20 protein-coding genes are annotated in these 24,522 nt (G+C 70.0%); 10 read left to right on the top strand and 10 right to left on the bottom strand.

Annotated elements, in window-relative coordinates; translation table 11 throughout:
- Positions 1–97: 97 nt before the first annotated feature.
- Positions 98–1,516, bottom strand: coding sequence for a hypothetical protein (locus tag AP234_RS16835; RefSeq protein ID WP_160330458.1), 1,419 nt, complete (start codon positions 1,514–1,516; stop codon positions 98–100).
- Between the two features lie 625 nt (positions 1,517–2,141).
- Between AP234_RS16835 and AP234_RS16830 the strand changes: the two genes are divergently transcribed.
- The gene (locus AP234_RS16830) at positions 2,142–2,426 is read left to right on the top strand and encodes an exodeoxyribonuclease VII small subunit (protein WP_055480600.1); all 285 of its coding nucleotides are present in this window, start codon (positions 2,142–2,144) and stop codon (positions 2,424–2,426) included.
- A gap of 17 nt (positions 2,427–2,443) precedes the next feature.
- Here AP234_RS16830 and AP234_RS16825 read toward each other — a convergent pair whose 3' ends face one another.
- Both AP234_RS16825 and AP234_RS16820 read right to left on the bottom strand, forming a co-directional pair.
- Positions 2,444–2,995 (bottom strand): DUF4245 domain-containing protein, encoded by a 552-nt coding sequence (locus AP234_RS16825; RefSeq protein ID WP_055480599.1) that lies wholly within the window; start codon positions 2,993–2,995, stop codon positions 2,444–2,446.
- Positions 2,996–3,048: 53 nt separating this feature from the next.
- Positions 3,049–3,681: a TetR/AcrR family transcriptional regulator gene (locus tag AP234_RS16820; protein ID WP_083502178.1), complete on the bottom strand. Its 633-nt coding sequence runs from the start codon at positions 3,679–3,681 to the stop codon at positions 3,049–3,051.
- Positions 3,682–3,879: 198 nt separating this feature from the next.
- Here AP234_RS16820 and glpX point away from each other — a divergent pair, with 198 nt between their 5' ends.
- A complete protein-coding gene (glpX, locus tag AP234_RS16815) occupies positions 3,880–4,908 on the top strand; it encodes a class II fructose-bisphosphatase (protein ID WP_055480598.1) in 1,029 nt (342 codons plus the stop codon).
- A 61-nt stretch (positions 4,909–4,969) separates the two neighbouring features.
- On the opposite strand, the gene AP234_RS16810 is transcribed toward glpX, so the two are convergent.
- Positions 4,970–5,617 carry a DUF1707 SHOCT-like domain-containing protein gene (locus tag AP234_RS16810; RefSeq protein ID WP_235558204.1) on the bottom strand — a complete coding sequence of 216 codons (648 nt, stop codon included), beginning with the start codon at positions 5,615–5,617 and terminating at the stop codon, positions 4,970–4,972.
- A gap of 103 nt (positions 5,618–5,720) precedes the next feature.
- Here AP234_RS16810 and AP234_RS16805 point away from each other — a divergent pair, with 103 nt between their 5' ends.
- From AP234_RS16805 to AP234_RS16785, 5 genes are all read left to right on the top strand, one after another.
- Positions 5,721–6,926: an MFS transporter gene (locus tag AP234_RS16805; RefSeq protein ID WP_055480768.1), complete on the top strand. Its 1,206-nt coding sequence runs from the start codon at positions 5,721–5,723 to the stop codon at positions 6,924–6,926.
- Between the two features lie 158 nt (positions 6,927–7,084).
- Positions 7,085–8,737: a fumarate hydratase gene (locus AP234_RS16800; RefSeq protein ID WP_055480597.1), complete on the top strand. Its 1,653-nt coding sequence runs from the start codon at positions 7,085–7,087 to the stop codon at positions 8,735–8,737.
- Between the two features lie 99 nt (positions 8,738–8,836).
- The gene (locus tag AP234_RS38670; RefSeq protein ID WP_083502176.1) at positions 8,837–10,258 is read left to right on the top strand and encodes a serine/threonine-protein kinase; all 1,422 of its coding nucleotides are present in this window, start codon (positions 8,837–8,839) and stop codon (positions 10,256–10,258) included.
- Positions 10,259–10,348: 90 nt separating this feature from the next.
- A complete protein-coding gene (locus AP234_RS16790; protein ID WP_055480596.1) occupies positions 10,349–11,797 on the top strand; it encodes a serine/threonine-protein kinase in 1,449 nt (482 codons plus the stop codon).
- A gap of 185 nt (positions 11,798–11,982) precedes the next feature.
- Positions 11,983–13,386, top strand: a complete 1,404-nt coding sequence (locus AP234_RS16785) for a class II fumarate hydratase (RefSeq protein ID WP_055480595.1) — start codon at positions 11,983–11,985, stop codon at positions 13,384–13,386.
- On the opposite strand, the gene AP234_RS16780 is transcribed toward AP234_RS16785, so the two are convergent.
- Both AP234_RS16780 and AP234_RS16775 read right to left on the bottom strand, forming a co-directional pair.
- Entirely contained in the window at positions 13,383–15,389 is a 2,007-nt protein-coding gene (locus tag AP234_RS16780; protein WP_055480594.1) for a glycosyltransferase family 2 protein, read from the bottom strand. The two genes, AP234_RS16785 and AP234_RS16780, sit on opposite strands and share 4 nt — an antisense overlap.
- A 61-nt stretch (positions 15,390–15,450) precedes the next feature.
- Entirely contained in the window at positions 15,451–16,122 is a 672-nt protein-coding gene (locus AP234_RS16775) for a lytic transglycosylase domain-containing protein (RefSeq protein ID WP_063842961.1), read from the bottom strand.
- 354 nt (positions 16,123–16,476) lie between these two features.
- On the opposite strand from AP234_RS16775, the gene AP234_RS16770 reads away from it, so the two are divergent.
- Genes AP234_RS16770 through AP234_RS16760 form a run of 3 tightly spaced genes read left to right on the top strand, consistent with a single transcriptional unit; the run spans position 16,477 to position 19,232 of the window.
- On the top strand, positions 16,477–17,151 hold the full coding sequence (locus tag AP234_RS16770; RefSeq protein ID WP_055480592.1) for a response regulator: 675 nt from the start codon (positions 16,477–16,479) through the stop codon (positions 17,149–17,151).
- Positions 17,148–18,605, top strand: a complete 1,458-nt coding sequence (locus AP234_RS16765; protein ID WP_055480591.1) for a sensor histidine kinase — start codon at positions 17,148–17,150, stop codon at positions 18,603–18,605. Before AP234_RS16770 ends, AP234_RS16765 begins: the two co-directional genes overlap by 4 nt.
- A gap of 6 nt (positions 18,606–18,611) precedes the next feature.
- Positions 18,612–19,232, top strand: a complete 621-nt coding sequence (locus AP234_RS16760; RefSeq protein ID WP_152990454.1) for a hypothetical protein — start codon at positions 18,612–18,614, stop codon at positions 19,230–19,232.
- A 9-nt stretch (positions 19,233–19,241) separates the two neighbouring features.
- Here AP234_RS16760 and AP234_RS16755 read toward each other — a convergent pair whose 3' ends face one another.
- From AP234_RS16755 to AP234_RS16740, 4 genes are all read right to left on the bottom strand, one after another.
- Positions 19,242–20,552: a PhoH family protein gene (locus AP234_RS16755; RefSeq protein WP_083502174.1), complete on the bottom strand. Its 1,311-nt coding sequence runs from the start codon at positions 20,550–20,552 to the stop codon at positions 19,242–19,244.
- A 257-nt stretch (positions 20,553–20,809) separates the two neighbouring features.
- A complete protein-coding gene (locus tag AP234_RS16750) occupies positions 20,810–21,571 on the bottom strand; it encodes an isoprenyl transferase (protein WP_055480589.1) in 762 nt (253 codons plus the stop codon).
- 223 nt (positions 21,572–21,794) lie between these two features.
- Positions 21,795–23,600, bottom strand: coding sequence for a phosphoenolpyruvate carboxykinase (GTP) (locus AP234_RS16745; RefSeq protein ID WP_083502173.1), 1,806 nt, complete (start codon positions 23,598–23,600; stop codon positions 21,795–21,797).
- A gap of 300 nt (positions 23,601–23,900) precedes the next feature.
- Positions 23,901–24,419, bottom strand: coding sequence for a hypothetical protein (locus tag AP234_RS16740; RefSeq protein ID WP_431998707.1), 519 nt, complete (start codon positions 24,417–24,419; stop codon positions 23,901–23,903).
- Positions 24,420–24,522 lie beyond the last annotated feature (103 nt).

Genomic DNA, 24,522 nt, shown 5'->3' with positions numbered 1-24,522 from the left:
TCTCGACGTGACGTAGCCTAGCCACCCGCCCTCTCGGTTTGGCGTGACTCATGTCGTCGCGCTGGGCGGCGCACCCTGATGGCCTCGGCGCCGCCGGTCATTTCAGACCGGCGAGGAAGGCTCTGGCCAACCGCTCTACGGCCGGCTGCGCGACCGAGGACTCGAAGATCGGCTTCTGGTAGCCTCCGGCGCCGACGATGCCACCACCGGTCGTCGTTCCTCTGAAGACGAGTTCGACCGTCCGGTCGCCGACCAGCACCTTGATCAGAATTTCCTGCATGGGGTCCTCGTCCGGCCGCCCCGGCCTTGTGGTGGCGGACACCACGGCGAAGGCCCGCTCGCCGAGCCCGGAGAGCTCCCGGCGGGGCTCGTAGTCGATGTGGATGTTGTCGTTGCCGATGCCTTCCTTGGCCCGGTAGCGGTCGTACTTCTTGGCGTCCCGGTCGAACTGGAACTTCGACCCGAGGTCGCCGTCACCCCAGTCGACCATGTGAACGCGCAGTTCCCCGCCCCGAGCGGTGTACTCCTCCCCGGGCCTGTGCGCGACCGGCTCTCTGAGGTTCCAGGTGCAGGTGGTCTGCTGGATCCTGCCGTCGTTACCGCTGACGGATGGCCCGGAAACAGTGGGGAAGAACGCCGACTCGATGTCCTTGACGGTGAGGATGGCGCACGGACCGTCGAGCTTCACCTTGCCTGCGTCCTTGGCCATCTCCGCGGTGATGAGCTCGGCGACCTTGCCGGTCGCGGCCCGCACCTCGTCGCCCGAGGGATACTTGCGCCCGGTGCGGTTGCTCCCGCTGTACGAGACCTCGATCAGCCACGGCCCCTGCCGGACGAACACGCCGGCCTTGATGCCGCTGGTCCCGAGCGAGGTCTGGCTGTACGACGCGTCGCCGTACTTCAGCTCGGCGAGACCGCCGAACGCCGATCCGGAGGTCCTCCCGTCGACCCGCTTGCCATCCCGGACGTTGACCCGCCGCTCATGCGCCTCCTTGTCCCTGTCGAACCGCTCCTTCGCGCGCTCAACCGCGTTCTGCCTTTCAGTGCTCTGGGCCTCCACCGAGATGCTCAGCGTGCGATGGCCGATGACGCCGTTGCCGACGTCCATTTTGTTGTTGGACCACCTGCAGGCCGCCCGCTTCTCGGTTTCGGTGGCGGCCCCGGTGGACACGTCCTTCCCGCCGTACCGGCCATCGGCGACCAGGGTCTTGCGTACGCCGTCCGGAATGGCGGCGCAGAGCTGGTCGCCGGTGATCGGCCGCAGTTTCACCGGCTCGTCCGTCTTCACCGGTTCTGTCGTCGGCGGCCGGGCCGGATCACGCCGGTCCTGGACGGAGCCGATGGACGATCCGGGTGCTCCGTCACCGTCGCGTAGGAACATCCAGCCTCCGGCCGCTCCGGCGACCAGCACGACGCCGAGCACGATGGCGATCAGCGGCCCCTTCCCGCCTGACCCCCTGCGCGGTGCCGGCGGCCACGGCCCGCCGGGGCCGCCCGGTGGCGGTCCTCCCGGCATCGGTCCCCCCGGCATCGGTCCCCCCGGTCGTGCCGGTGGAAAACCACCGGGATGCCGGCCCGGTGGCCCGGGCGGCGGACTCGGCGGCCCGGGCATGCGGTGTCCCGGCGGACCTGGCGGCCCAGGCGGCGGACCCGGTGGCCCCGGCATGCGGTGTCCCGGCGGCGACCAAGCGGGGTCCGGTCCCGGAGACGGAGGGTACGGGGTGGACATTGCGCCCCCTAGCACTGACCGGCGATCACCCGGCGGTCCCCTGGTTCCCGCCCTCGTTCGAGAACCGCGTTCAGGAACGCCATCGGCGATGTCGGACCGATGCCTCCCGAAGCTCGAGCACCGTGGTCCGCGGCGAAAGCGCATGCCGGGATGCCGTGATTCATGTCCTCTACCTCGCCCCCTGGAGTGCCTGTACATCGGCTGTTGCGAGCCTAGGGACGGCGCGAATTCGGGCGTGTCAGGTGAACACCTGACAACGACATCACAGTTCGGTTCAGTCCTCGCAGGAGAGGCGATGAGCGCGTCGGGCACCCGCCACCCTCCCGGTTGCGCCGACGGCCGGGCGTTGCCAGGCTGGTGCTCTGCGGCCGGCCCCGGAGGCTGAAGCCCGGAGTATCCACGGGAGGATCCGATGACGAAGAGCACCACCGGGAACACGGCGAAGCAGGGTTCTCAGCAGTCCTCGGCTGAGCAGACGCCGTCGTACGAGCAGGCGCGAGAGGAACTCACCGACGTGGTGCGCCGCCTGGAGACCGGCGGGCTGACGCTCGAGCAGTCCATCGAACTATGGGAGCGCGGCGAGCGGTTGGCCGCCATCTGTGAGGAGTGGCTTCAGGGGGCACGCGCGAAGCTGGCGACCGCGATCGCCCAGCGGCAGGAGCCCCAGCGGAACGGCTCGGCGGACGCCCCGTTCTGACCACGCCGGCAGGTCTGTCAGGACGTGGCGGAGACGGTCGCGGCGGGCCTGGGCTGGGCGACCAGCGACTCTGCGAGAGCGGTGAGCTCCGCCCAGTCGGCGGTGCCCGTGACGACGACGGTGCGATCGGGGAGGATCCGCACCAGCGACCGCTGGTTCTTGTCCTGGCGGATCCGCTCCTGCCAGGTCTCTCCGTTGATGTCGCGGCTTCCGGTGACCTTGTCGGTGTTGGCCATCCGGTTGGCGAAGTCATCGAGCGGCCGCTCGTCGCTCTGCGCCAGCATCGCGTGCTGCCGCTGCGCGGTGGCGAAGCCCAGCCGCCAGGTCACGGCGCCGCCTTCGTCGGTGAGGGTCGAGCTGTTCGGCACCCAGTCCGGCAGCACCTCACGCGGCGACACGATCTCGTACGTCGCGGCCCTCGCGGCGTTGGCCTGATCGATCGAGTAGTTCACCCGGGGAATGTGCTCGGTCCGGCTCTGCGGCGTGACGAGCAGGAAAAGCCCGACACCGGCGAGGCAGACGAGCACCGCGAACACGTAACCGTAGACTCCCTGAGTGAACCGTCCCACACGAGCGAGACTACCGGTCACCAGGGCCGGTGGCCGTACCAGCTCCGGGGGGTTCAGGGGCGCCGGATGCCGCCGATGAGAACGAGCGCGTCCTCGGCCATCCGCCGGGCCGCCACGGGATCCTCCGAGAGCGTCACCTCCTGCACGACGGCCGCCAGCGCTCCCGTCACGACCACGACCAGAGCGTCCTCGTGCTCGAAAAGCGCGGCCGTCCGCCTGGCCCACTGACGCAGCCGGTCACGCATGGTGACCTCGAAACCGGGCGGGGCGTCCCCCCTGAGGAACAGCGCGGCCAGATCGCGTTCGTCGAGACAGCCCTCCAGGTAGGCCCGGGCTCCCGCCAGGAACTGCGGCATCGGATCCGTCTCCCCAGCGGCGCGGGCGGCCTGGACCGCGTCCCAGGTCCGCTGTGTCTGCCGCTGCTGGAACTCCTCGAACAGCGTGAGGTAGAGATCCGCCTTGCCGGAGAAATGGTGATAGAGACTGCCCACGCTGGCCTCGGCCCGCCGCACCACGTCGGTCACCCCGGCCTCGGCGAAGCCCCGGGTGACGAACACCTCCCTGGCCGCCTCCAGGAGCGCGACCCGCGTGGCCGCCCCGCGGGTGGCCACGCCGTGATCCCGAGCCGCCGCCGCACCGTGGTCCGACTCGCGCGTCGTCGCCGTCTGCTCCATGTCGCCGCTCATGTCGGCGAAGGATATCCCGGCCGGTCAGATCCCGAGTGATCCGGCGGCAAATGGCCGCCGACCAGCGACAACAGGTTCAGACCAATCGGACAAAAAACACTTAAAGAACTACGATCACTAATTGCCCTGATCGACCGAGACGACATAAAGACCGGCACGAAGGGCACGAGATAGTGAATCCGACTTTTAAGGGGATCGATGTCTGATCACGTTCCGGCCCCGCTGGCGACCGGCGAGCACGCACCAGACCGCAACCTGGCCCTCGAACTGGTCCGGGTGACCGAGGCGGCCGCGATGGCCGCCGCCCGCTGGGTGGGCCGCGGCGACAAGAACGGGGCGGACGGCGCCGCCGTCAACGCCATGCGGCAGCTCATCAACACGGTCTCCATGAACGGCTCAGTGGTGATCGGCGAGGGCGAGAAGGACAACGCCCCGATGCTCTACAACGGCGAGGACGTCGGCGACGGCACCGGCGCCGACTGCGACGTGGCGGTCGACCCGATCGACGGGACCCGGCTGTGCGCGCTCGGCATGAACAACGCGATCTCCGTCATCGCGGTCGCCGAGCGTGGTTCGATGTACGACCCGTCCGCCGTGTTCTACATGGAGAAGCTCGTGACGGGCCGGCAGGCCGCCGACCAGGTCGACATCGAGGCGCCGGTCGGCGACAACATCAGGGCGGTCGCCAGGGCCAAGGGCGCCAAGCCGTCCGACGTGACCGTGGTGATCCTCGACCGCCCACGGCACGACAACATCGTGAAGGAGATCAGAGAGACCGGGGCGAGGATCAGGTTCATCACCGACGGCGACGTGGCCGGCGCGATCATGGCGGCCCGCCACGGGACCGGAGTCGACCTGATGCTCGGGATCGGCGGAACCCCGGAGGGCATCATCGCGGCCTGCGCCATGAAGTGCATGGGCGGCGTCATCCAGGGCAAGCTGTGGCCGCGCGACGACGATGAGCGCCGCCGGGCCACCGACGCCGGGCTCGACCTGAAGCAGGTGCTGACCACCGATGACCTGGTGCGCTCCGACGACGTCTTCTTCGCGGCCACCGGGATCACCGACGGCGAGCTGATGCACGGCGTACGCTTCCAGGCCGGCGCCGCCGTCACCCACTCCCTGGTCATGCGCGGCCGGTCCGGAACGATCCGCAAGATCGAAAGCGAGCACCAGCTCTGGAAGCTGGGCGCCTACAGCGCCATCAACTTCGACACCGCCGTCTGAGCGCACCTCCGCGACACCGCCGTCCGAGGCCGCCGTCCGAGAGTGCCTCGGGAGAGCGCGGCTAACGCCGGAAGAATCCCTTGCGTGGTCGTTTCGGGGAGCGGGCCACCACCTTCCCGGCGAAGACGAATCCCGCCAGTTCGATGACGGGGGCGTCCTGGGCGTAATCGGTCGCGCCCGGCGGCAGCCGTACCTCGTTCTTGACCGAGCCCACGCGGGCCGACGGCGCGGTCACGATCCGTACGCCCTCGGGCACGATCAGCGTGACCGTGCCGGCCAGCACGGCGAGCTGGACCACGACCCGGCGCGACCGCAGCAGGGCCTCGCACAGATCCATGGTCACCTTCCCGCCCAGGGAGGTGACCGGCACCTCGGCCGGCACGACCCACCGGCCGGTACGGCTCTCGCTGCGGAACAGGGCCGTCACGGGCCGGTTGTCCATCCGGAACGGCTGGCTCTCCGGGGGCAGCAGGTCGACGGTGAGCCGGGCCAGCTCGCCAAGCGTCCGGGCGGCCCAGGCCTGATCGACGCGTTCCTCATGCTCGTCGAGGGAGAGCCGGCCGTCGGCGGCCGCCTCGGCCAGCACGGCGATCACCCGTTCCCGGTCCCGGTCCGACGCGCGCAGCTCACCCGGGTCCGGTGCGTCGGACACCCGCGGCGTCAGGAACGCGGAGATCCACCTGCTCGGCTGGGACTGGAACTCGCTCACGACATCGAGCGTAAACGGACCCGCCGAAGAACGCATTGACCTGCCGAGCCGGGAATTCTAATCTGGCGAAATCTGAACCCCCCTCATGTTTCCGGAGGCAGCGGTGCCCATCCCACGCGACCGGCGGGCACGGCTGGCGACGTACGCCGTCTTCGCCGTCCAGGGCCTCACCTTCGCCACCCTGCTCACCCAGGTGGCCACGCTGCAGAAGAAGCACGGACTGACGGACGGCGAGCTCGCGATCCTGCTTCTCGTCGCCCCGGTCGTCGCGGGCGTGGGCAGCGTGCTCGCCGGGGTCCTCGCCGCGCGGTTCGGCAGCCGCCGGGTGCTCCGCCCGGCCCAGCCGTTCACCTGCGCGGCCGTCGTGCTCGCCGGGCTCGCCACCGACGTACCGACGCTGGTGGCGGCCGTCGTGCTGTTCGGCCTGGGGCTGGGCACCGTCGATGCCGGCATGAACATGCAGGGCGTCGCGGTCGAGCGCAGGTACGGCAGGCCGGTGCTCACCGGTTTCCACGCGCTGTGGAGCCTGGCCGCGGTCATCGGCGCGCTCTGGGCCTCCGCCGCGGCTGACACGGGCCTGAGCCTGGCGGCCACGTTCGCGATCGCGCTCGTCCCGGCCGCCGTCGCCTCGATCGCCGCCGCCGCCTGGCTGTACGGCCCGGCCGAGGAGCGGACCCGGAGCAGCGGCGTGACACCGGAAACGCGAGTGGCGAACGACGCGTCCCGTGTTCCCTGGAGGCCGGTCATTCCGCTCTGCCTGGCGATGGCCTTCCTCTATGTCGGCGACTCCTCGATCTCGAACTTCGGGTCGGTCTTCATGGAGAAGGTCACGCACGCCCCGGCCGGTGTGGTCCCGCTGGCGCTGGGCGCGTACCAGGCCACCACGTTCCTCGTCAGGATCGGCGGCGATTTCGCGGTCCGCAGGTACGGCCCGGCCGCGATCGTCCGGATCGGCGCGGTCGTCGCCACGCTGGGGTTCGCGGCGATCGTGACGGCCTCGGCCGAGGTGTGGGCGATCGCGGGCTTCGCCCTGACCGGCATCGGCCTTTCCGTCATCGCCCCGCAGTCGTTCTCCGCAGCCGGGCGGCTCGACCCGACCGGCAGCGGCGTGGCCATCGCACGGGTGAACATGTTCAACTACGTCGGCTTCATCGCCGGAGCCGCGCTCGTCGGCGGCATCGCCGACGCCACGGACTACCGGATCGCTTTCGCCGCCCCGCTGGCGCTCGCCGCAGTGATCATCGTGCTGGCCCGCGGCTTCCGGCCCGCGGACCGCGCGGCGTCGCGAACCCGCGTGCGACCGACGTGACGAGAACGCCGCCACCACCGCACACTCCCGGAGCGGAGGGCCCACCCTGAGGTCTGTTCGGCGGGCCTTACCCTTTGGTGGGGCGGGTACCCGCGGCCGGTTCGCCGTACGGCACAGCCCCGACCGACTCAGATGAGGCAGAACAGAGGACCGAGGACATGCCGGAGTTCGACTACACCGACCTGCTGCCGCTTGGGGCGGACGACACCGAGTACCGCCTGATCACCGCCGAGGGGGTGCGCGTCGTCGAGGCGGCAGGGCGTCGGTTCCTGGAGGTCGACCCGGAGGCCCTGCGCCTGCTCACCGAGACCGCGATCCACGACATCTCCCACTATCTTCGGCCATCTCACCTGGCCCAGCTCCGCAAGATCATCGATGATCCGGAGGCCAGCGGCAACGACAGGTTCGTCGCACTCGACCTGCTGAAGAACGCGGGCATCTCCGCCGGCGGCGTGCTGCCGATGTGCCAGGACACCGGCACCGCGATCGTGATGGGCAAGCGCGGCCGGCACGTGCTGACCGACGGGCGGGACGCCGAGCACATCAGCCGGGGCGTGTACGACGCCTACACGCGTCTCAACCTGCGCTACTCCCAGATGGCCCCGCTGACGATGTGGGACGAGAAGAACACCGGCAGCAACCTCCCCGCGCAGATCGAACTGTACGCCGAGGACCCCCTGGGCCACCCGGACGAGTACAAGCTGCTGTTCATGGCCAAGGGCGGCGGCTCGGCCAACAAGTCCTTCCTCTACCAGGAGACCAAGGCCGTGCTCAACGAGAAGCGGATGCTCCAGTTCCTGGAGGAGAAGATCCGCTCGCTCGGCACCGCCGCCTGCCCGCCGTACCATCTGGCGATCGTCGTCGGCGGCACGAGCGCGGAGTACGCGCTGAAGACCGCCAAGTACGCCTCGGCCCGCTACCTCGACGGCATCCCCACCGAGGGATCGGTGAGCGGCCACGGCTTCCGCGACCTGGAGATGGAGAAGAAGGTCTTCGAGCTGACCCAGCGGCTCGGCATCGGGGCCCAGTTCGGCGGCAAGTACTTCTGCCACGACGTCCGGGTGATCCGGCTGCCGCGCCACGGCGCCTCGTGCCCGGTCGCGATCGCGGTCAGCTGCAGCGCCGACAGGCAGGCGCTGGCGAAGATCACGCCGGACGGCGTCTTCCTGGAGCGACTGGAGACCGACCCGGCCCGATTCCTCCCCGACACGACCGAGGAGCACCTCTCCGACGACGTCGTGAGCATCGACCTCAACCGCCCGATGCCGGAAATCCTCGCCGAGCTCACGAAATATCCGGTCAAGACGCGACTGTCGCTCACCGGTCCCCTCGTCGTGGCCCGCGACATCGCCCACGCCAAGATCGGCGAACGGCTCGACGCGGGCGAGGAGATGCCCGAATACCTGAAGAACCACGCCGTCTACTACGCGGGACCGGCGAAGACCCCCGAGGGGTACGCCTCCGGGTCCTTCGGGCCGACCACGGCCGGGCGGATGGACTCCTACGTGGAGCGGTTCCAGGCGGCGGGCGGCTCACTGGTCATGCTGGCCAAGGGCAACCGGTCCAAGCAGGTGACCGACGCCTGCCGCGAGCACGGCGGCTTCTACCTCGGCTCGATCGGCGGTCCCGCGGCCCGCCTCGCCCAGGACTGCATCAAGAAGGTCGAGGTCCTGGAGTATCCGGAGCTGGGGATGGAGGCCGTCTGGCGGATCGAGGTCGTGGACTTCCCGGCCTTCATCGTCGTCGACGACAAGGGCAACGACTTCTTCCAGGACGCCTCTGGACCGGTCCTGACCATCGGCCGCAGGTGAACACTGCTGGAAGCTGTCAAAACTTTTGACAGAAGATCTCAACAATTTCCCGGCATGGTCTCTACAGGTCGCATCGCGCAAATCGGTAAGCTGCCACCCATGCGTGCGCCCTCCGGATACCTGCTTGCCGCGCGCTACCGGCTTTTGGAGCCGGTCGGCCGCGGCGGAATGGGCACCGTCTGGCGCGCGAGGGACGAACTTCTCGATCGTGACGTGGCGGTCAAGGAGGTGCGGCTGCCGCTGGTCCTCGACGAGGACCTGCGCGCCGAGCTGTGCGCCAGGACCGAACGGGAGGGCCGGGCGACCGCCATGGTCGCCCACCCCTCCGTGATCACCATCTTCGATGTGATCACCGAGGACGACCGGCCGTGGATCGTGATGGAGCTACTCAAGGCGCAGTCCCTCGAGGAGCTCGTCAGGCGGGAGGGGCCGCTGCCTCCGCGCCAGGTCGCCGAGATCGGCCGGCAGGTCCTGGGCGCGCTCCGCGCGGTCCACGCGAAGGGCATCCTGCACCGGGACGTCAAGCCGAGCAACGTGCTGGTCACCGAGGACCGTGCCGTACTGACCGACTTCGGTCTGGCCGCCGTTGAGGGCGACAAGTCGATCACGCAGGCCGGCATCGTGCTCGGCTCGGCCGGATACATCGCGCCGGAGCGGGTCCTCGGCGCCAAGGCCAGCCCGGCGGCCGACCTGTGGTCGCTCGGCGCGACCCTCTACACGGCGGTCGAGGGCCGCGGCCTGCACGGCCGTCGTACGGCCGCCGCCGCGCTGGCCGCCCTCACGAGCGGCGCGCCGATCCCCATGGAGCGGGCCGGTCCGCTCGCCCCGGTGCTGCGCGGGCTGCTCCAGATCGACCCCGCCGCGCGAATCGACAGCGTCCGCGCGGCGCTCATTCTGTCCAGGATCGCGTCGGGCGACACCGTGGAGGAGTACGGCCCGCAGCCCCGCCGTACCCCGACCCCTCCGCCGTCGCCCCCCGGATTCACCCGTAAGCCACCGCATCGGGGGCAGCACCGGGCGGAGTCGCGGCCGCGACTGCGCATGTTCCCGCACACCTCGTCCACGCAGTCCCAGCCCCGGCCTCAATACAGTCCACCGCAGTACAGTGCACCGCACTACGGCGAGCCACCGCACCACACCCAGCCGCAGCAGGTTCCACCGCAGCAGGCGCAGTCCCAGCACGGTCAGCCGCAGCACTACGGCCGGCCGCAACCGTCACAGCCACACCAGGCACCACCTCAGCCGCCTCCACGCGAGTTCCCGGATGCCGCGATGTCGAACCACGACCACCCCTGGCCGTACGGCCAGGGGTACCAGCACACGCAGCAGCACTTCGGGTACCAACGCGATCACTTGACGGCGGCGACCCCGCCGCGGCGCCGCCCGGCCGAGGGCGTGCACCGCAAGCCGGCCGAGCCGGCACTTCACCAGATGGTCCGCAGCCCGCTGATGCGGCGGCTCGCCGGGGTGTTCAAGATGGTCGTGCCCAGGCGCTTCTGGCCCCGCGACTTCCTCAGGTGACGGGTCACGTCGCGCAGATCTTCGCCGTACCGATGATCGACGGACACTCCCCCAAGCGGTTCGCGACGTGAAATGGCTATCTTTCTTCATATGGCGGAACTGCAACCACGGCTGCTCGCGCACCGCTACGAGCTCCGCGCGCCGATCGGCCGGGGGACGATGGGCACCGTCTGGCGTGCCTATGACCGGGCACTGGGCCGCGAGATCGCTATCAAGGAGATCCGGCAGGATCCCGGACTCAACCCCCGGCAACGGCGTGAGCTGCGAGAACGCATGCTGCGCGAGGGCCGGACGGCGGCGAAGATCAGCCATCCCTGCGTCGCCACCATCCACGACGCCATCGAGGCGGACGGCAGCCCCTGGATCATCATGGAGCTGGTCGAGGGCCGGTCGCTGGAGCAGGTGATCGACGAGGAGGGTCCGCTCCCGCCCCGGCTGGTGGCCGAGATCGGCCACGACCTGCTGGGCGCGCTGCGTGCCGCGCACTCCCGGGGCATCCTGCACCGGGACGTCAAGCCGAGCAACGTCCTGCTGACCGAGACCGGCAGGGTCGTACTGACCGATTTCGGCATCGCCAAGGCGGCGGGCGACAGCGCCCTCACCCAGACCGGCATGGTGATCGGCTCGCCCGGCTACACGGCTCCCGAGCGGGCGCGTGGCGAGCACACCGGCCCCGAGTCGGACCTCTGGTCGCTCGGCGCCACCCTGTATTTCGCGGTCGAGGGCCGACCGGCCTACGAACGGGGGTCGCTCAGCGAGACGCTGAAGGCGCTGATGAACGAGACCGTCGATCCGCCCACCCAGGCGGGGCCCCTGCGCCCGATCCTGAACGGGCTGCTGGAGAAGGACCACCGGGCCCGGATGACCGCGGGCAGGGCCGCCGCGATGCTCCGGGTCGTGGCCGACACGCCGACCGGCGCCGCATCGGCCGGTACGGTCCCCGACACGGGCGGCGAGGCCGCCGGGGCGAGCTCTTCCCACGCATCGGCTCCCGCCCACGAAGCGGTGTCCCATGGCCCGATCGCCCCGATCACGCCACGGGAGAACGCCGGACCGGCGGACAACGGCGACGGCGACGGCGACCAGACGGTGGTCGTCATCCGTCCGAAGGACGGCCTGCGCATCCCGTCGGTCTCCGCGACGCCACCACCCGTCCCCGAGATGGACGAGGTGACCGCTCCCAGACGATTGCCCGCTTCCGGCAGGGCGTTGCCCCCGAGACCGGGCACCGACATCGGTAAGGGCGGCGAACACCATGCTCCGGCGCCACCCGGCCCCGGGCACGGGCACCCCGGGCACGCCCCCGCACACCACGGGCACGCCCCGGTGCCGTCCGCCGCACCTGCCGGTCCTCAGCCCGGCGATCAATCCGGAGAGCGGGGTCCCGATCGGCCGCTCGGGCTGGGCACCGACCTGTTCTCCGTGCAGAGCCCGTCACCACCCGACACCGCGGCCCGGGTCCGCGTGCTCCTGCTGGCCGCGGCCGCCTTCGCCGCGTTCATCGTCCTGGTGATCGTGATCATGGTGGCGTACGGCTGACGTCAACGCAGCGGAGAACATCCTCGCCGCCGGGCCGGCGGAGAGGTAAAACGCCTGCGGAGGGTAGGTAAGACCGGTCTCGGAGTGTTCCGGGGAGGCACGGCCTGATGAAACGGGAAACCCGACCTGGCGACGGGTCGGAATCCCCGGCTCTGGTCCCGGGGAGGAAGTCAAAGGAGTGGTCCATGGGCGAATTCCGCGTTGAACACGACTCCATGGGCGAGGTGCGGGTTCCCGCCCGCGCCAAGTGGCGGGCGCAGACGCAGCGGGCGGTGGAGAACTTCCCGGTGTCCGGCCGTGGGCTGGAACCCGCGCACATCGCCGCACTCGCCCGCGTCAAGGCCGCCTGTGCGAAGGTCAACGCCGACTACGGCATCATCGACGCGGACCTCGCCCAGGCCGTACGGGACGCCGCCGGGGAGATCGTCGAGGGGCGGTGGGACGACCAGTTCCCGGTCGACGTCTTCCAGACGGGTTCCGGCACCTCGTCCAACATGAACGTCAACGAGGTGATCGCGACACTCGCGGAGGAACGGCTCGGCCGGCCGGTCCACCCCAACGATCACGTCAACGCCGCCCAGTCGTCCAACGACGTGTTCCCGTCCTCGATCCACGTGGCGGCCACGCTCGCGGTCGCGCACGATCTCACCCCCGCCCTGGAACACCTCGCGACCACGCTGGCGCAGAAGGCGTCCGACTTCGCCGACGTGGTGAAGGCGGGCAGGACCCACCTGATGGACGCCACACCGGTCACGCTGGGCCAGGAGTTCGGCGGATACGCCGCACAGATCGAGCTGGGCATCGAGCGACTCCAGGCGGCGCTGCCACGCCTGGCCGAGCTGCCGCTGGGTGGTACGGCCGTGGGCACGGGCGTCAACGTGCCGGGGCCCGACTGGGCGGCGGAGGTCGTGGCCGAGCTGAGCCGTACGACCGGCCTGCCGTTCACCGAGGCGCGTGACCATTTCGAGGCGCAGGGCGCGCGCGACGGCCTGGTGGAGCTGTCCGGCGGGCTGAAGGTGATCGCGGTGTCGCTCAACAAGATCGCGAATGATCTCCGGTGGATGGGGTCCGGGCCGCGCGCCGGTCTCGCCGAGATCAATCTGCCCGACCTCCAGCCGGGGTCTTCGATCATGCCGGGAAAGGTCAACCCGGTGATCCCGGAGGCCGTCACGATGGTGGTCGCGCAGGTGGTCGGCAACGACGCGGCGATCACCATGGCGGGGGCGGGCGGCGCGTTCGAGCTCAACGCGATGCTGCCGGTGATGGCACGCAACCTGCTGGAGTCGATCCGGCTGCTGGCGAACGTGTCGCGGCTGCTCGCCGACAGATGCGTGGCCGGGATCACGGCCAACGAGGACCGGATGCGGGAGTACGCGGAGTCGTCGCCGTCGATCGTCACGCCGCTCAACCGCCATGTCGGCTACGAGGAGGCCGCGAAGATCGTCAAACAGGCGCTGCGCGAGCGGAAGACGATCAAGCAGGTCGTGATCGAACGAGGACACGTCGCCGACGGCACGCTGACCGAGGAGCGACTCGACGAGATCCTCGACGTCCTGTCGATGACCAGGCCCCACCCCCTGCCGGATTAGGGAGTGTTCGCCTTCCGCGCCCGTGTGTTCCGCGAGCGCTCCGTGCGGGGACGGCCGCTCCGGAACACCCGCGCAGCGAGCCGTCTGAGCCTCGACGGCCGCGCGGCCCCGGGCCGGCGTACGCGACCGGGGCGCAGCACGTTCACCTGGCCGGCGCGGCCGACGCTCAGGCCGAACCGCAGGTCGGCCTCCTTCTGGTCGATCCGCAGGCTGGGTCGCCAGGTGCCCGGTCCGAGGCGGTCTTCACCGCCGACCCGGCTCACCGGCACCTTCGCGACGAGCCGGCCGGCGATACGACCCGGGATCCCGGGCTCGACCAGCGCGGGCACCGCCATCGAGCGGCCGCGCCCGTCCTGCTCGCGCAGCACCAGCTCGACCGGAGGCCCGCCGCTCGGCGGCACGTACGGCACCGGCACGACCACGAAGGCATGCCCGGCCTGCCGGGCCACCGACGTCCTGGACGAGACCAGGGTGATGGACTCGGAGAACGAACCGGGCGCCACGCAGACGCCCAGCTCGCCGCGTTCCGACCAGCATGGCGTCACCAGCCTCCTGGGCTCGTCGGCGAGCACGCCCGCGCAGGTCATCCCGACATCGGGACGGCCGACCCGGGCGCGGCCCGGGTGAACGCCGCGCATCCGCACGTGGATCTCCCACACACCCCGCGGCAGCGGTCGGCCCAGGGCGGCCGACCCCACGTCGAGCCGGGCCTCACCTCTCACCCAGACCCGCACCCGGCCCTTGGACGAGGTCCGGCCGACCGTGCTCTCCACCGGAAGGGGGTACGTCACGCCGGACCGCGGGTCGCGGATGTAGACCTCCATCCGGGCCCGGCGCACCGCACCGGTGACGTCCGCCAGCGCGGGGTCGGCCAGTCCCCGGATCGGCGCGGGTGGCGTCCACAGCAGGCGGCCGTCCTGTTCACGGAGCCACATGGGGCTCCCGTCTGCCTGAAGGATCTCCACGCTCAGGTCGAGCGCGAGCGTGCCCCGCTCCCAGCGCAGATCCCGCAGCCTGGCATCGAGCCGGGTGCCGCGCGACGCCTCGCCGAGCTCGACGAGTTGCCCCGGCCGGTCCTGGCGCAGCAGCGCCGTCCGTGCCCGCAGGCGCACCGGGAGATGCGCGTCGACCGTTTCCGGGATCCGGTCCAGGGTGAGGCGCCGGAGGAACGAGAACAGCAGCGCCCGCTCGTCCGGCGCCGCGGTGAGGAACCGGGGGCCGCCGAGGCGGCGCAGCCCGAGTACGCGATACCAGTGGGCGTAGATCCGATCGCGCTGGACGCCCGGCTCCGTGCACGCGTCGACGACGTCGAAGATGGCGCCGAGGCCCTCGAACAGCGCCTCGGCGTCCAGCACCTCCTCCTCGGCGGGGCCCAGATGGCAGCAGGCATCTTCGGCGAGCACCGCGATCACCTTCGCCGACAGGTACGCCCTGGTCGTGAAGAGCTGCTCCGACAGCGGCCGGTCGAGGAAGCGCAGCTGCCGGCGTTCCAGGAATTCGCGGTCGAACAGCTTGTGGACGCTCGGCAGCGCGAGGAGACGGTCGCGCAGGATGTCGGCCCGGGGCTGGTTCACGGCGAAAGCCGGATGCGGGGGCGCGTTGCCCGAGCCGTTGCCCGGGCCGTCGACGAGTCTGCCGATCAGCACATCGGCGTCGGAGTCCACCGCCATGCCGTACATCCGCTCCAGCGCGTGCGGTTCCAGCCTGTCGCACTGGTTCATCAGGTAGACGTACTCGCCCCTGGCGACCGACAGCCCCAGGTTGCGTCCCCGCGCGACCGAGCCGCTGTGGTCGAGGTGGAGAACGCGGACGTTCGACCGGCGCTCGGCGACCGCGTCCAGCCGCCGGCGTGTCCCGTCCGTGGACCCGTCGTCAGCGAAGATCACCTCGTACTCTTCCGGTGGCAGCGACTGCTCCAGCAGCGAACGCACGCACGCGCCGAAGGCGTCGTTCTCAAGCCCGGGATCGGACACGGGCACAACCACGCTGACCTTCACACCCATGCGCCCAAGCGTGCAGGGCTGACCGCACGGAGCCCGTACGGCTTACCGAATGCGCGAACAGTCAGTACCAGCCCTTGGCCTGGGAATGGGCCCAGGCGCCGCAGGGCGACTTGTAGCGGGCGGCGATGTAGCCGAGTCCCCATTTGATCTGGGTGGCGGCATTGGTCTGCCAGTCCGACCCGGCGCTGGCCATCTTGTTGCCCGGAAGCGCCTGGGGGATGCCGTACGCACCGCTGTATCGGTTCATCGCCCGCTCGTTCCAGTGGCTCTCCCTGTCCCAGAGCTTCTCCAGGCAGCCCCACTCGCCGCCCCAGCCGCGGGCCTCGGCCATCTGCCGGCCGAGCGCCTTGTTGCTGCCGGGGTCTGGCTTCGAACCGGGTGGGAAGTCGGCCGGCTCGAATCCCCCGCCGCCCGGCGCCTTCGGCGCGATCGTGACGGGGTCGAGACCACCGTCGGTGTGCTCGGCGCGCAGCTCCTTCTGCCGCTGCTTCCGCAGCGCCTCCACGGCGGACGCCTTGAGCGCGTCGTTCTCCGGATTGGGCGCGTACGGGTCGGCCGCCAGAATGTCCTGCGGGGTGAGCGGCGTGTAGGGGGCGTTGGCGTTCTCGATGGCCGTACGCACCAGGTAGACGGTGCCCCCGGTGACGAGGGCGACCGTGACGCCCATGATGATCAGACGCTTGGGAGAGAACCAGCCGCGGCCCGATCCTCCGGAACGGCGCGGGCGGTCCACGCCGCCGCCCGCTCCACCTGCCCCGCCGGCGGCGCGCCGCGATCGGGCGCGGGACGGACGGGGGGCATCCTTCAGCCGCTGACCAGAGCTCACGACCTACGAGCTTGCCCTGTCTTGGGAGGTCTTGCGAGCCGAACCAGGTAACCGTTTGGTGTTTCTTTGACCTTTCCCCCGAGCTACGTGGCCTTTCGAGAAACTGTGATATTCATCACATCACGGTGTGCGCTCCGGTCCTCGCCCGGCGACCGCACTCACGACAGCAGCGTGCTCTCCGTTTATGACGACGGCGTGCAGACAGCTTGACAAGTTACGGACAACCTGGGGAAAACATCCCCAAGAGACCATAATGACCGCGTGGCAGGCATCCTCCTGGTCGAAGACGACCCCTCGGTCCGAGCGGGGCTCGAACTGGCGCTCACCCGCCAGGGGCACGCGGTCACCGCGTACGCCACGGGAGAGGAGGCCCTCGACCACGTCCGGGCCAGACGACCGGAGATCGCCATCCTCGATGTCATGCTGCCGGGCATCGACGGGGTCGAGGTCTGCCGCCGGATCCGCCGGCTCGACTCACTGCCGATCATCCTGCTCACGGCGCGCGGCGACGATCTCGACGTGGTCGTCGGACTGGAGGCCGGGGCCGACGACTACGTCGTCAAACCGGTGGAGCCCCGGGTGCTGGACGCGCGCATCCGAGCGGTGCTGCGCCGCCTGGAGTTCGCCTCCGCCGACCGGATCACCTTCGGCGACCTCGTGATCGACCGCGGCGCGCTCAAGGTGAGCCTGGCCGGCCGGGAGATCCACCTCACCCCGACCGAGCTGCGCCTGCTGCTCGAACTCGTCCGCCACCCGGGCCAGGTGCTGAGCCGGCGTTACCTGCTGCGCGAGGTGTGGGATCACACGCACGTGGGCGACTCACGGCTGGTGGACGCCTGTGTCCAGCGGGTGCGCGCCAAGATCGAACCGGTGCCGGCCGACCCCGTCTTCATTCATACGGTGCGCGGCTTCGGATACCGCTTCAGCCCGCCATGACCTTGTTGCCGTCCGGCCTGCGCGCCCGGCTGGTGATCACATTCACGCTGGTGGCCGTCACGGCCTCCTTCATGGTGGCGATCCTGGGATATCAGCTCGTCCGCCACGAGATCCTCGAACGCACCGAGCGCGCCGCGGTCGCCGACGTACGCGAGACGCTGCCGAAGATCAAACTACCGGTGGGCATCGGCGAGATCATCTGGGCCGGGGCCGCCACGGTCACCGAGGCGGACCTGGCCGACGTGGTGACCGCGCTGAGCGCACACGAGCGGACCGTCATCGTCACCTACGGCAACCTCCAGCAGACCAGCTGGGACGCCCGGTTCACCATGGCCGACGTGCCCGACCAGCTCCGCTGGCAGGCCGCCCATCGGCTGGTCTTCCAGCGGCTGAGGTTGCGGGACGAGCCCTGGCTGCTCGTCGCCACCCAGCTCCAGCGGATCAACCAGAGCGGGGTGCCGAGACCCACCGGGCTGACCGCCTATGTGTTCGTCTCGCTCGCCGACGAGGAGGGCGTGCTGTTCCGCCTGCGCAGCGCCCTCGCCCAGGCCGGCGGCATCACGCTGACCATCGCGCTGACCGTGGCGCTGCTGTCGGCACGTCAGGTGCTGCTCCCGGTGCGCAGGCTGGGCGCGGCCGCCCAGGCGCTCGGCGCCGGCGATCTACGGGTGCGGCTGCCCGTACGCGGCGCCGACGAGCTCGCCGAGCTGACCGCCACGTTCAACGAGACCGCCGCCGCGCTGGAGCAGACCGTCTCCGAGCTGCGGACGCTCGAGTCGATGTCGAGGCGGTTCGTCGCCGACGTCTCCCACGAGCTGCGCACGCCGCTGACCGCGATGACCGCGGTGACCGACATGCTGGCCGAGGACGCCGACGATCTCCCCGACGACGTCCGCGAGGCCGTACGGATCGTCATCCGCGAGACCAAACGGCTCCGCGTGATGGTCGAGCACCTGATCGAGATCAGCCGCTTCGACGCCGGCGCCGCGGTGCTCCGGCGGGAGACCGTGAACGTGGCCGACACGCTGGCCGACTGCCTCGAGGTGCGCGGCTGGACCGACCGGGTGGAGCTCACCGTCCCCGCCGATCTCACGTTCTCGCTGGACGCGCGGAGGTTCGACGTGATCGTGGCCAATCTGGCCGGGAACGCGCTGCGCCACGGCGCCCCGCCGGTGCTGGTCAGCGCCCGCCCCGTGCCGGGCGCGCTGGAGGTCACCGTACGCGATCACGGCGCCGGCATCCCCGAGGAGGCGCTTCCCCACGTGTTCGATCGCTTCTTCAAGGCCGGGGCCGCCCGGTCCAGGAGCGACGGCAGCGGGCTCGGCCTGGCCATCGCCAAGGCCAACACCGAGCTGCACGGCGGCACGATCAGCGTGGCACGGTGCGATCCCGGCACTCGATTCACCATACGGATCCCGCGCCCGGCCCGGCCGGTCGTGACCGCGACGGTGTGAGGCGACGTGAGCGATATGACCCGGCATGACGCGAGACGACCCGGCCCGACCGGTCGCGACGTGGCCGTGCGACCGGTCCATGCGGCTCGGCGCGTGGTCGCCGCCCTGCTCGCCGCGGTGACGCTGCCGGTGGCCGGATGCGGCGTGGCGGCCACCGGCGTGATCGACTCGGGACCGGCCCCCGTCATCAACAGCACGCCGACCCTCGTCGGGATCTATCTGGTCCGGGACGGCAGGCTGTGGCCCATGACGGTGGCCGTGCCGTCGCCGCAGGCGCGCGACATCATCACCGCCCTCTTCGACACGGAACGGCGGGTGCCGAACGGCGTGACCACCATGCTGTCCGGCCTCACGCCGACGCAGATCCAGCTCCTGCGCAACGTGCCCGACCCGCAGCGGCACAACGATCCCGACGGCGTCACCAGCCTGCGCCTGCGGCTGTCGATCAACGGTTGGAAGATCTCCAGGATGGCGCTGGCCCAGATCACCTGTACGGCTCGGCTCCGACCGGAGATCTGGGCCGTGGAGATCGTTCATGTCACTCCCGAGAGCGCCGGGCCGGCGAAGACCCACACCTGCCGGGAGTTCTGGGATCTGGCCCCGAAGAACGGCCGTCTCCCACCATGATCGATCCGATCAGACCGTGATGTCCTCCAGCATCTCGGTCACCAGCGCGGCGATCGGCGACCGCTCGGATCTGGTCAGCGTGATGTGCGAGAAGAGCGGGTGGCCCTTCAGCTTCTCCACCACCGCGACCACTCCGTCGTGCCGCCCCACCCGCAGGTTGTCGCGCTGGGCGACGTCATGGGTGAGGACGACCCGGGAGTTGGCGCCGATCCGGGACAGCACGGTGAGCAGCACCCCGCGCTCCAGCGACTGGGCCTCGTCCACGATCACGAACGCGTCGTGCAGGGAGCGGCCGCGGATGTGGGTCAGCGGGAGCACCTCGAGCATCCCGCGGTCCAGGACCTCCTCGATGACCTCCGGGCTGGTCACCGCGCCCAGCGTGTCGTACACGGCCTGCGCCCACGGGCCCATCTTGTCGTTCTCCGTGCCGGGCAGGTAGCCGAGCTCCTGACCGCCGACGGCGAACAGCGGGCGGAAGACGATGACCTTCCGGTGCTGACGGCGTTCCAGCACGGCCTCCAGGCCGGCGCACAGCGCGAGCGCCGACTTGCCGGTGCCGGCCCGGCCGCCCAGGGACACGATGCCGACCTCGGGATCCATCAGCAGATCGAGCGCGATCCGCTGCTCGGCCGACCGGCCGTGCATGCCGAAGACCTCTCGATCGCCGCGCACCAGCCGTACCGACTTGTCCGGCAGCACGCGGCCGAGCGCGGAACCGCGGCTGGACAGCAGCCGCAGACCGGTGTGGCAGGGCAGATCGCGGGCCTCGTCCAGCTCGGCCGTGCCGTTCTCGAACAGCGCCGCCAGGTCGTCGCTGGTGACCTGGAGCTCTGCCATGCCGGTCCAGCCCGACTCGACGACCATTCCCGCGCGGTACTCCTCAGCGGCGAGGCCGATGGACGCCGCCTTGACCCGCATCGGAAGATCCTTCGAAACCAGCACCACGTCCTTTCCCTCGGCCGCCAGATTCTGGGCGACCGTGAGGATGCGGGTGTCGTTGTCACCCAGGCGGAAGCCCGCCGGGAGAATCGATGGATCACTATGGTTGAGCTCGACCCGGATGGTCCCATCGCCTATCGGCATGGGCTCGTCCAGGCGTCCGTACCGCACCCGCAGGTCATCGAGGAAGCGGAGCGCCTCGCGGGCGAAGTACCCCAGTTCGGGGTGATGCCGCTTGGCCTCCAACTCGGTGATGACGACGATCGGGATGACGACCTCGTGCTCGTCGAAGCGGTTCATCGCCGCCGGGTCGGCGAGCAGGACCGAGGTGTCCAGAACGTAGGTGCGAGATGCGGACGGGTTGCTCGAGGACTCTGCCACGCGTTCTCCCCCGGGCGCCGGAGGCGCCCTGCCTTGACTGGTGGTGAACGGACCGGGCCCATCGCCTGCCGAAGCGGGCCGGGACCCCGGCCCGCCTCGCTGTGTCATGGCGCAAGGACGGGCCCTCTCCCGAGGTAAGGACCGCCCATCGGAGCGGCGGTCGCTTACCTACCACGGTACGGAACGAATCCCTCAGACCCAATAGCCAATCGCCCGACGGCGAAAGAGTAGCCGCAGGGTGTCGTTCGCGATACGTGTCAGGATCCGTACCGACGGTTACGCGCGGCGTACGAGCGGAGCGCCCGCAGGAAATCGACTCTGCGGAAGTCAGGCCAGTAGGCCTCGCAGAAGTAGAACTCGGAGTGGGCGCTCTGCCAGAGCAGGAATCCGGAGAGTCGCTGCTCTCCCGAGGTCCGGATGACGAGGTCCGGGTCGGGCAGTCCGCGCGTGTAGAGATGCTCTGCGATGTGCTCGACGTCGAGGACCTCGACGAGCTCCTCGATGCTCGCGCCCTTGCTGGCCTGCTCCTGGAGGAGGGAGCGCACCGCATCAGCGATCTCACGTCTTCCTCCATACCCAACCGCAACGTTCACAATCAGCCCAGGGCGGTGGGATGTGGTTTCTTTCGCCTGTTTGAGCACTCGAGCGGTGTGATCGGGCAGCAGGTCGAGCGAGCCCATCGGGGTGACGTGCCACCCCTGGTCGACCAGGTTCTGTACGAGTCCCTCGATGACATCGAGCAGGGGTTCGAGCTCCGAGCGGTCCCTGGACAGGTTGTCGGTGGACAGCAGCCACAGCGTCACGTACTCGACGCCGGCCTCCCGGCACCACACCAGCAGCTCCGATATCTTGTCGGCGCCCTTCTGGTGGCCGCGGCTCACGTCGTGCAGACCCATGGCCCGGGCCCACCTGCGGTTTCCGTCGACGATCACGCCGACGTGCCGGGGGATCTGAGTGGGGGACAGCTTCCGTTCGAGCCTGCGCTCGTACAGCTTGTACACGAGATCGCGCACGCTCATGCCGCCCTCTTCCTCACGACCGGTCTCATCGTCGGGTCCGGGTGAACTCGATCACTCAATTATCGGGGGCATGACGGCGTGCCCGTTCCAGGCGTTCCCCGCGACGACCCGCCTCCCCCTCGCCGACCGGCCTCCCCGGGAAAATCACCTCCCCGCAGAAAGCAGGGGCACCCGGCGGCCGCTCCGCCGGGTGCCCCGTAGCGCCGGACACGTGGAAACGCGATCAGCCCTGCCCGCCGAGCCGTTCCACGAGGGCGTGGTACTCGTCCCAGAGCTCCTTGGGCAGGTGGTCGCCGAAGGTCTCCAAGTGGGCCGGGATCAGCGCGGCCTCCTCCCGCCACACCTCGGGATCGACGCCCAGCAGGATCTCGAGGTCTTCCGGGGCGACGTCGAGACCCTCGGTGTCCAGGTCGGCCGGCAGGTTGCCGATCGCGGTCGGTACGGCCTCGGCCCGGCCGTTCAGCCGATCGACGATCCACTTGAGCACCCGGCTGTTCTCGCCGAAGCCCGGCCACAGGAACCGGCCGGACGCGTCCTTGCGGAACCAGTTGACGTAGTAGATCCGCGGCAGCTTCTCCGGGTCGGCCGCCTTGCCGATCTTCAGCCAGTGCCCGAAGTAGTCGCCCATGTTGTAACCGCAGAACGGCAGCATCGCGAACGGGTCGCGGCGCAGCTCGCCCACCTTGCCCTCGGCGGCCGCGGTCTTCTCCGAGGCCACGTTGGCGCCCAGGAACACGCCGTGCTGCCAGCCGAACGACTCGGTGACCAGCGGCACCGCCGTCGCCCTGCGGCCGCCGAACAGGATGGCCGAGATGGGCACGCCCGCCGGGTCCTGCCACTCCGGAGCGATCGTCGGGCACTGTCCGGCCGGGGTGGTGAACCGGGCGTTCGGATGGGCGGCCGGCTCGGCCGAGTCCGGCGTCCACGACCGGCCCTTCCAGTCGGTCAGGTGCGCGGGCGGCTCGTCAGTCAGACCCTCCCACCACACGTCGCCGTCGTCGGTGAGCGCGACGTTGGTGAAGATGCTGTTGCCCCAGAGCGTCTCGATCGCGTTGGCGTTCGTCGACCGGCCGGTGCCCGGCGCCACGCCGAAGAAGCCGGCTTCCGGGTTGATGGCGTGGAGTCGGCCGTCCGGACCGAAGCGCATCCAGGCGATGTCGTCGCCGATCGTCTCGACCTTCCAGCCCGGGATCGTGGGCTGCAGCATGGCGAGGTTGGTCTTGCCGCAGGCCGAGGGGAAGGCCGCCGCGATGTAGCGCGCCTCGCCGTCCGGCGGCGTCAGCTTCAGGATCAGCATGTGCTCGGCCAGCCAGCCCTCGTCGCGGGCCATCACGCTGGCGATCCGCAGCGCGTAGCACTTCTTGCCGAGCAGCGCGTTGCCGCCGTAGCCCGAGCCGTACGACCAGATCTCCCGGGTCTCGGGGAAGTGGCTGATGTACTTGGTCTGGCTGCACGGCCAGGGCACGTCGGCCTGGCCGGGCTCCAGCGGGGCGCCCACGGAGTGGACCGCCTTGACGAAGTCGCCCCGCTCCTCGATCAGACGCAGCGCCTCCTCGCCCATCCGCGTCATGATGCGCATCGAGACCACGACGTACGGAGAGTCCGTGATCTCCACGCCGAGCTGGGAGATCTCGCCGCCCAGAGGGCCCATGCAGAAGGGCACCACGTACATCGTCCGGCCCCGCATGCAGCCGTCGAAAAGTTCGTCGAACGTCCGGCGCATCTCGGCGGGAGCGATCCAGTTGTTGGTCGGACCCGCGTCCTCCGGCCGTTCCGAGCAGATGAACGTCCGGTCCTCGACCCGGGCGACGTCGCTCGGGTCGGAGGCCGCATAGAAGCTGTTCGGCCGCTTGGCCAGCCGCGTGAACGTGCCCTGCTCGACGAGCAGGTTGGTCAGGCGGGTCCACTCCGCCTCGGAGCCGTCGCACCAGTGGATCCGGTCGGGCCGGGTGAGCGCGGCGATCTGCTTTACCCAGGCGGCCAGTTCGGCGTGAGCGGTAGGTACGGGTACGTCAATGGAAACGGACACAGGGACGGCTCCTCATTCTCGCAGGGCCACGTCATCATCGGCCATGAATCGCCGCCCGATCCAATTGGCGTAGACCATGCGTTCCCGTGGACCGCACTTTCCCGCGCTAATGGACGGGCCGCCACGACCCCCAGGCCCGGCGATTCACCTCAGCTCTGACCAGGCAGGACGATGATGTGCGGGAAACCTTACCCACATTGGCCACCTTCAAAGAAACGTCCCCTTTTCTCTACCCTCCTGCCGGGAGTTACACATTGGTATAGGCCATTGCCAATGGTCTAGGCCTTTTATGGAATTGGTTTAGTCCAACGGACCAGGACCGGCGGACCGGACCCGGTCCACATGCTTGAGGGCATCTCGCAGGTCAGCGAGCCAGGTGTCGGTGTGCCTGCCGACGAGTCTGACGCACCACGCGAGGGCGTCGCTGCGGCTGCGCGCGACGCCCGCGGCGACCAGGGTGTCGAGCACCTGTCGCTCCGGCTGGCGGAGGCGGGTCATGACCGGCACCGACAGAGTGGTGAACATCACGGTCTCGCCCTCGGCGACGACGCCCCAGGAGACCTTGCGGCGGAACCGGTGCTCGGCCTCGCGCGCGATGTCGATGCGGCGCTCCCGGGTCTCCTCCCGGAAGCGCTCGACGTACCCCTCGACGACGGCGGCACGTTCCAGATCACCGATCCCCTCCGCCAGGGCGGGCGGCGGCAGCGTGCCGACGACGGCGATCTCCTCGCGGTCCAGCACGATCTCGGGAGGTCCGGTGAACCAGTCGTCCGGAAGCCGTCCGGCGAACCATGCCTGAAATTGTTGCTCCGCATCCACGTAATCGACATTACGCCGACGCCTGTCCCGCCCGGTCGGCATCTCGCCCACCCCGCCACAGGCATGCCCATTCGCCATAAAACCCCCGAAGGGCCATCACCGG

The organism is Sphaerimonospora mesophila, from assembly GCF_001417795.1.
Classification (GTDB): domain Bacteria; phylum Actinomycetota; class Actinomycetes; order Streptosporangiales; family Streptosporangiaceae; genus Sphaerimonospora; species Sphaerimonospora mesophila.
Note: the sequence above shows the minus strand (reverse complement) of the source record. Positions and strands in the feature narration are given on the sequence as shown.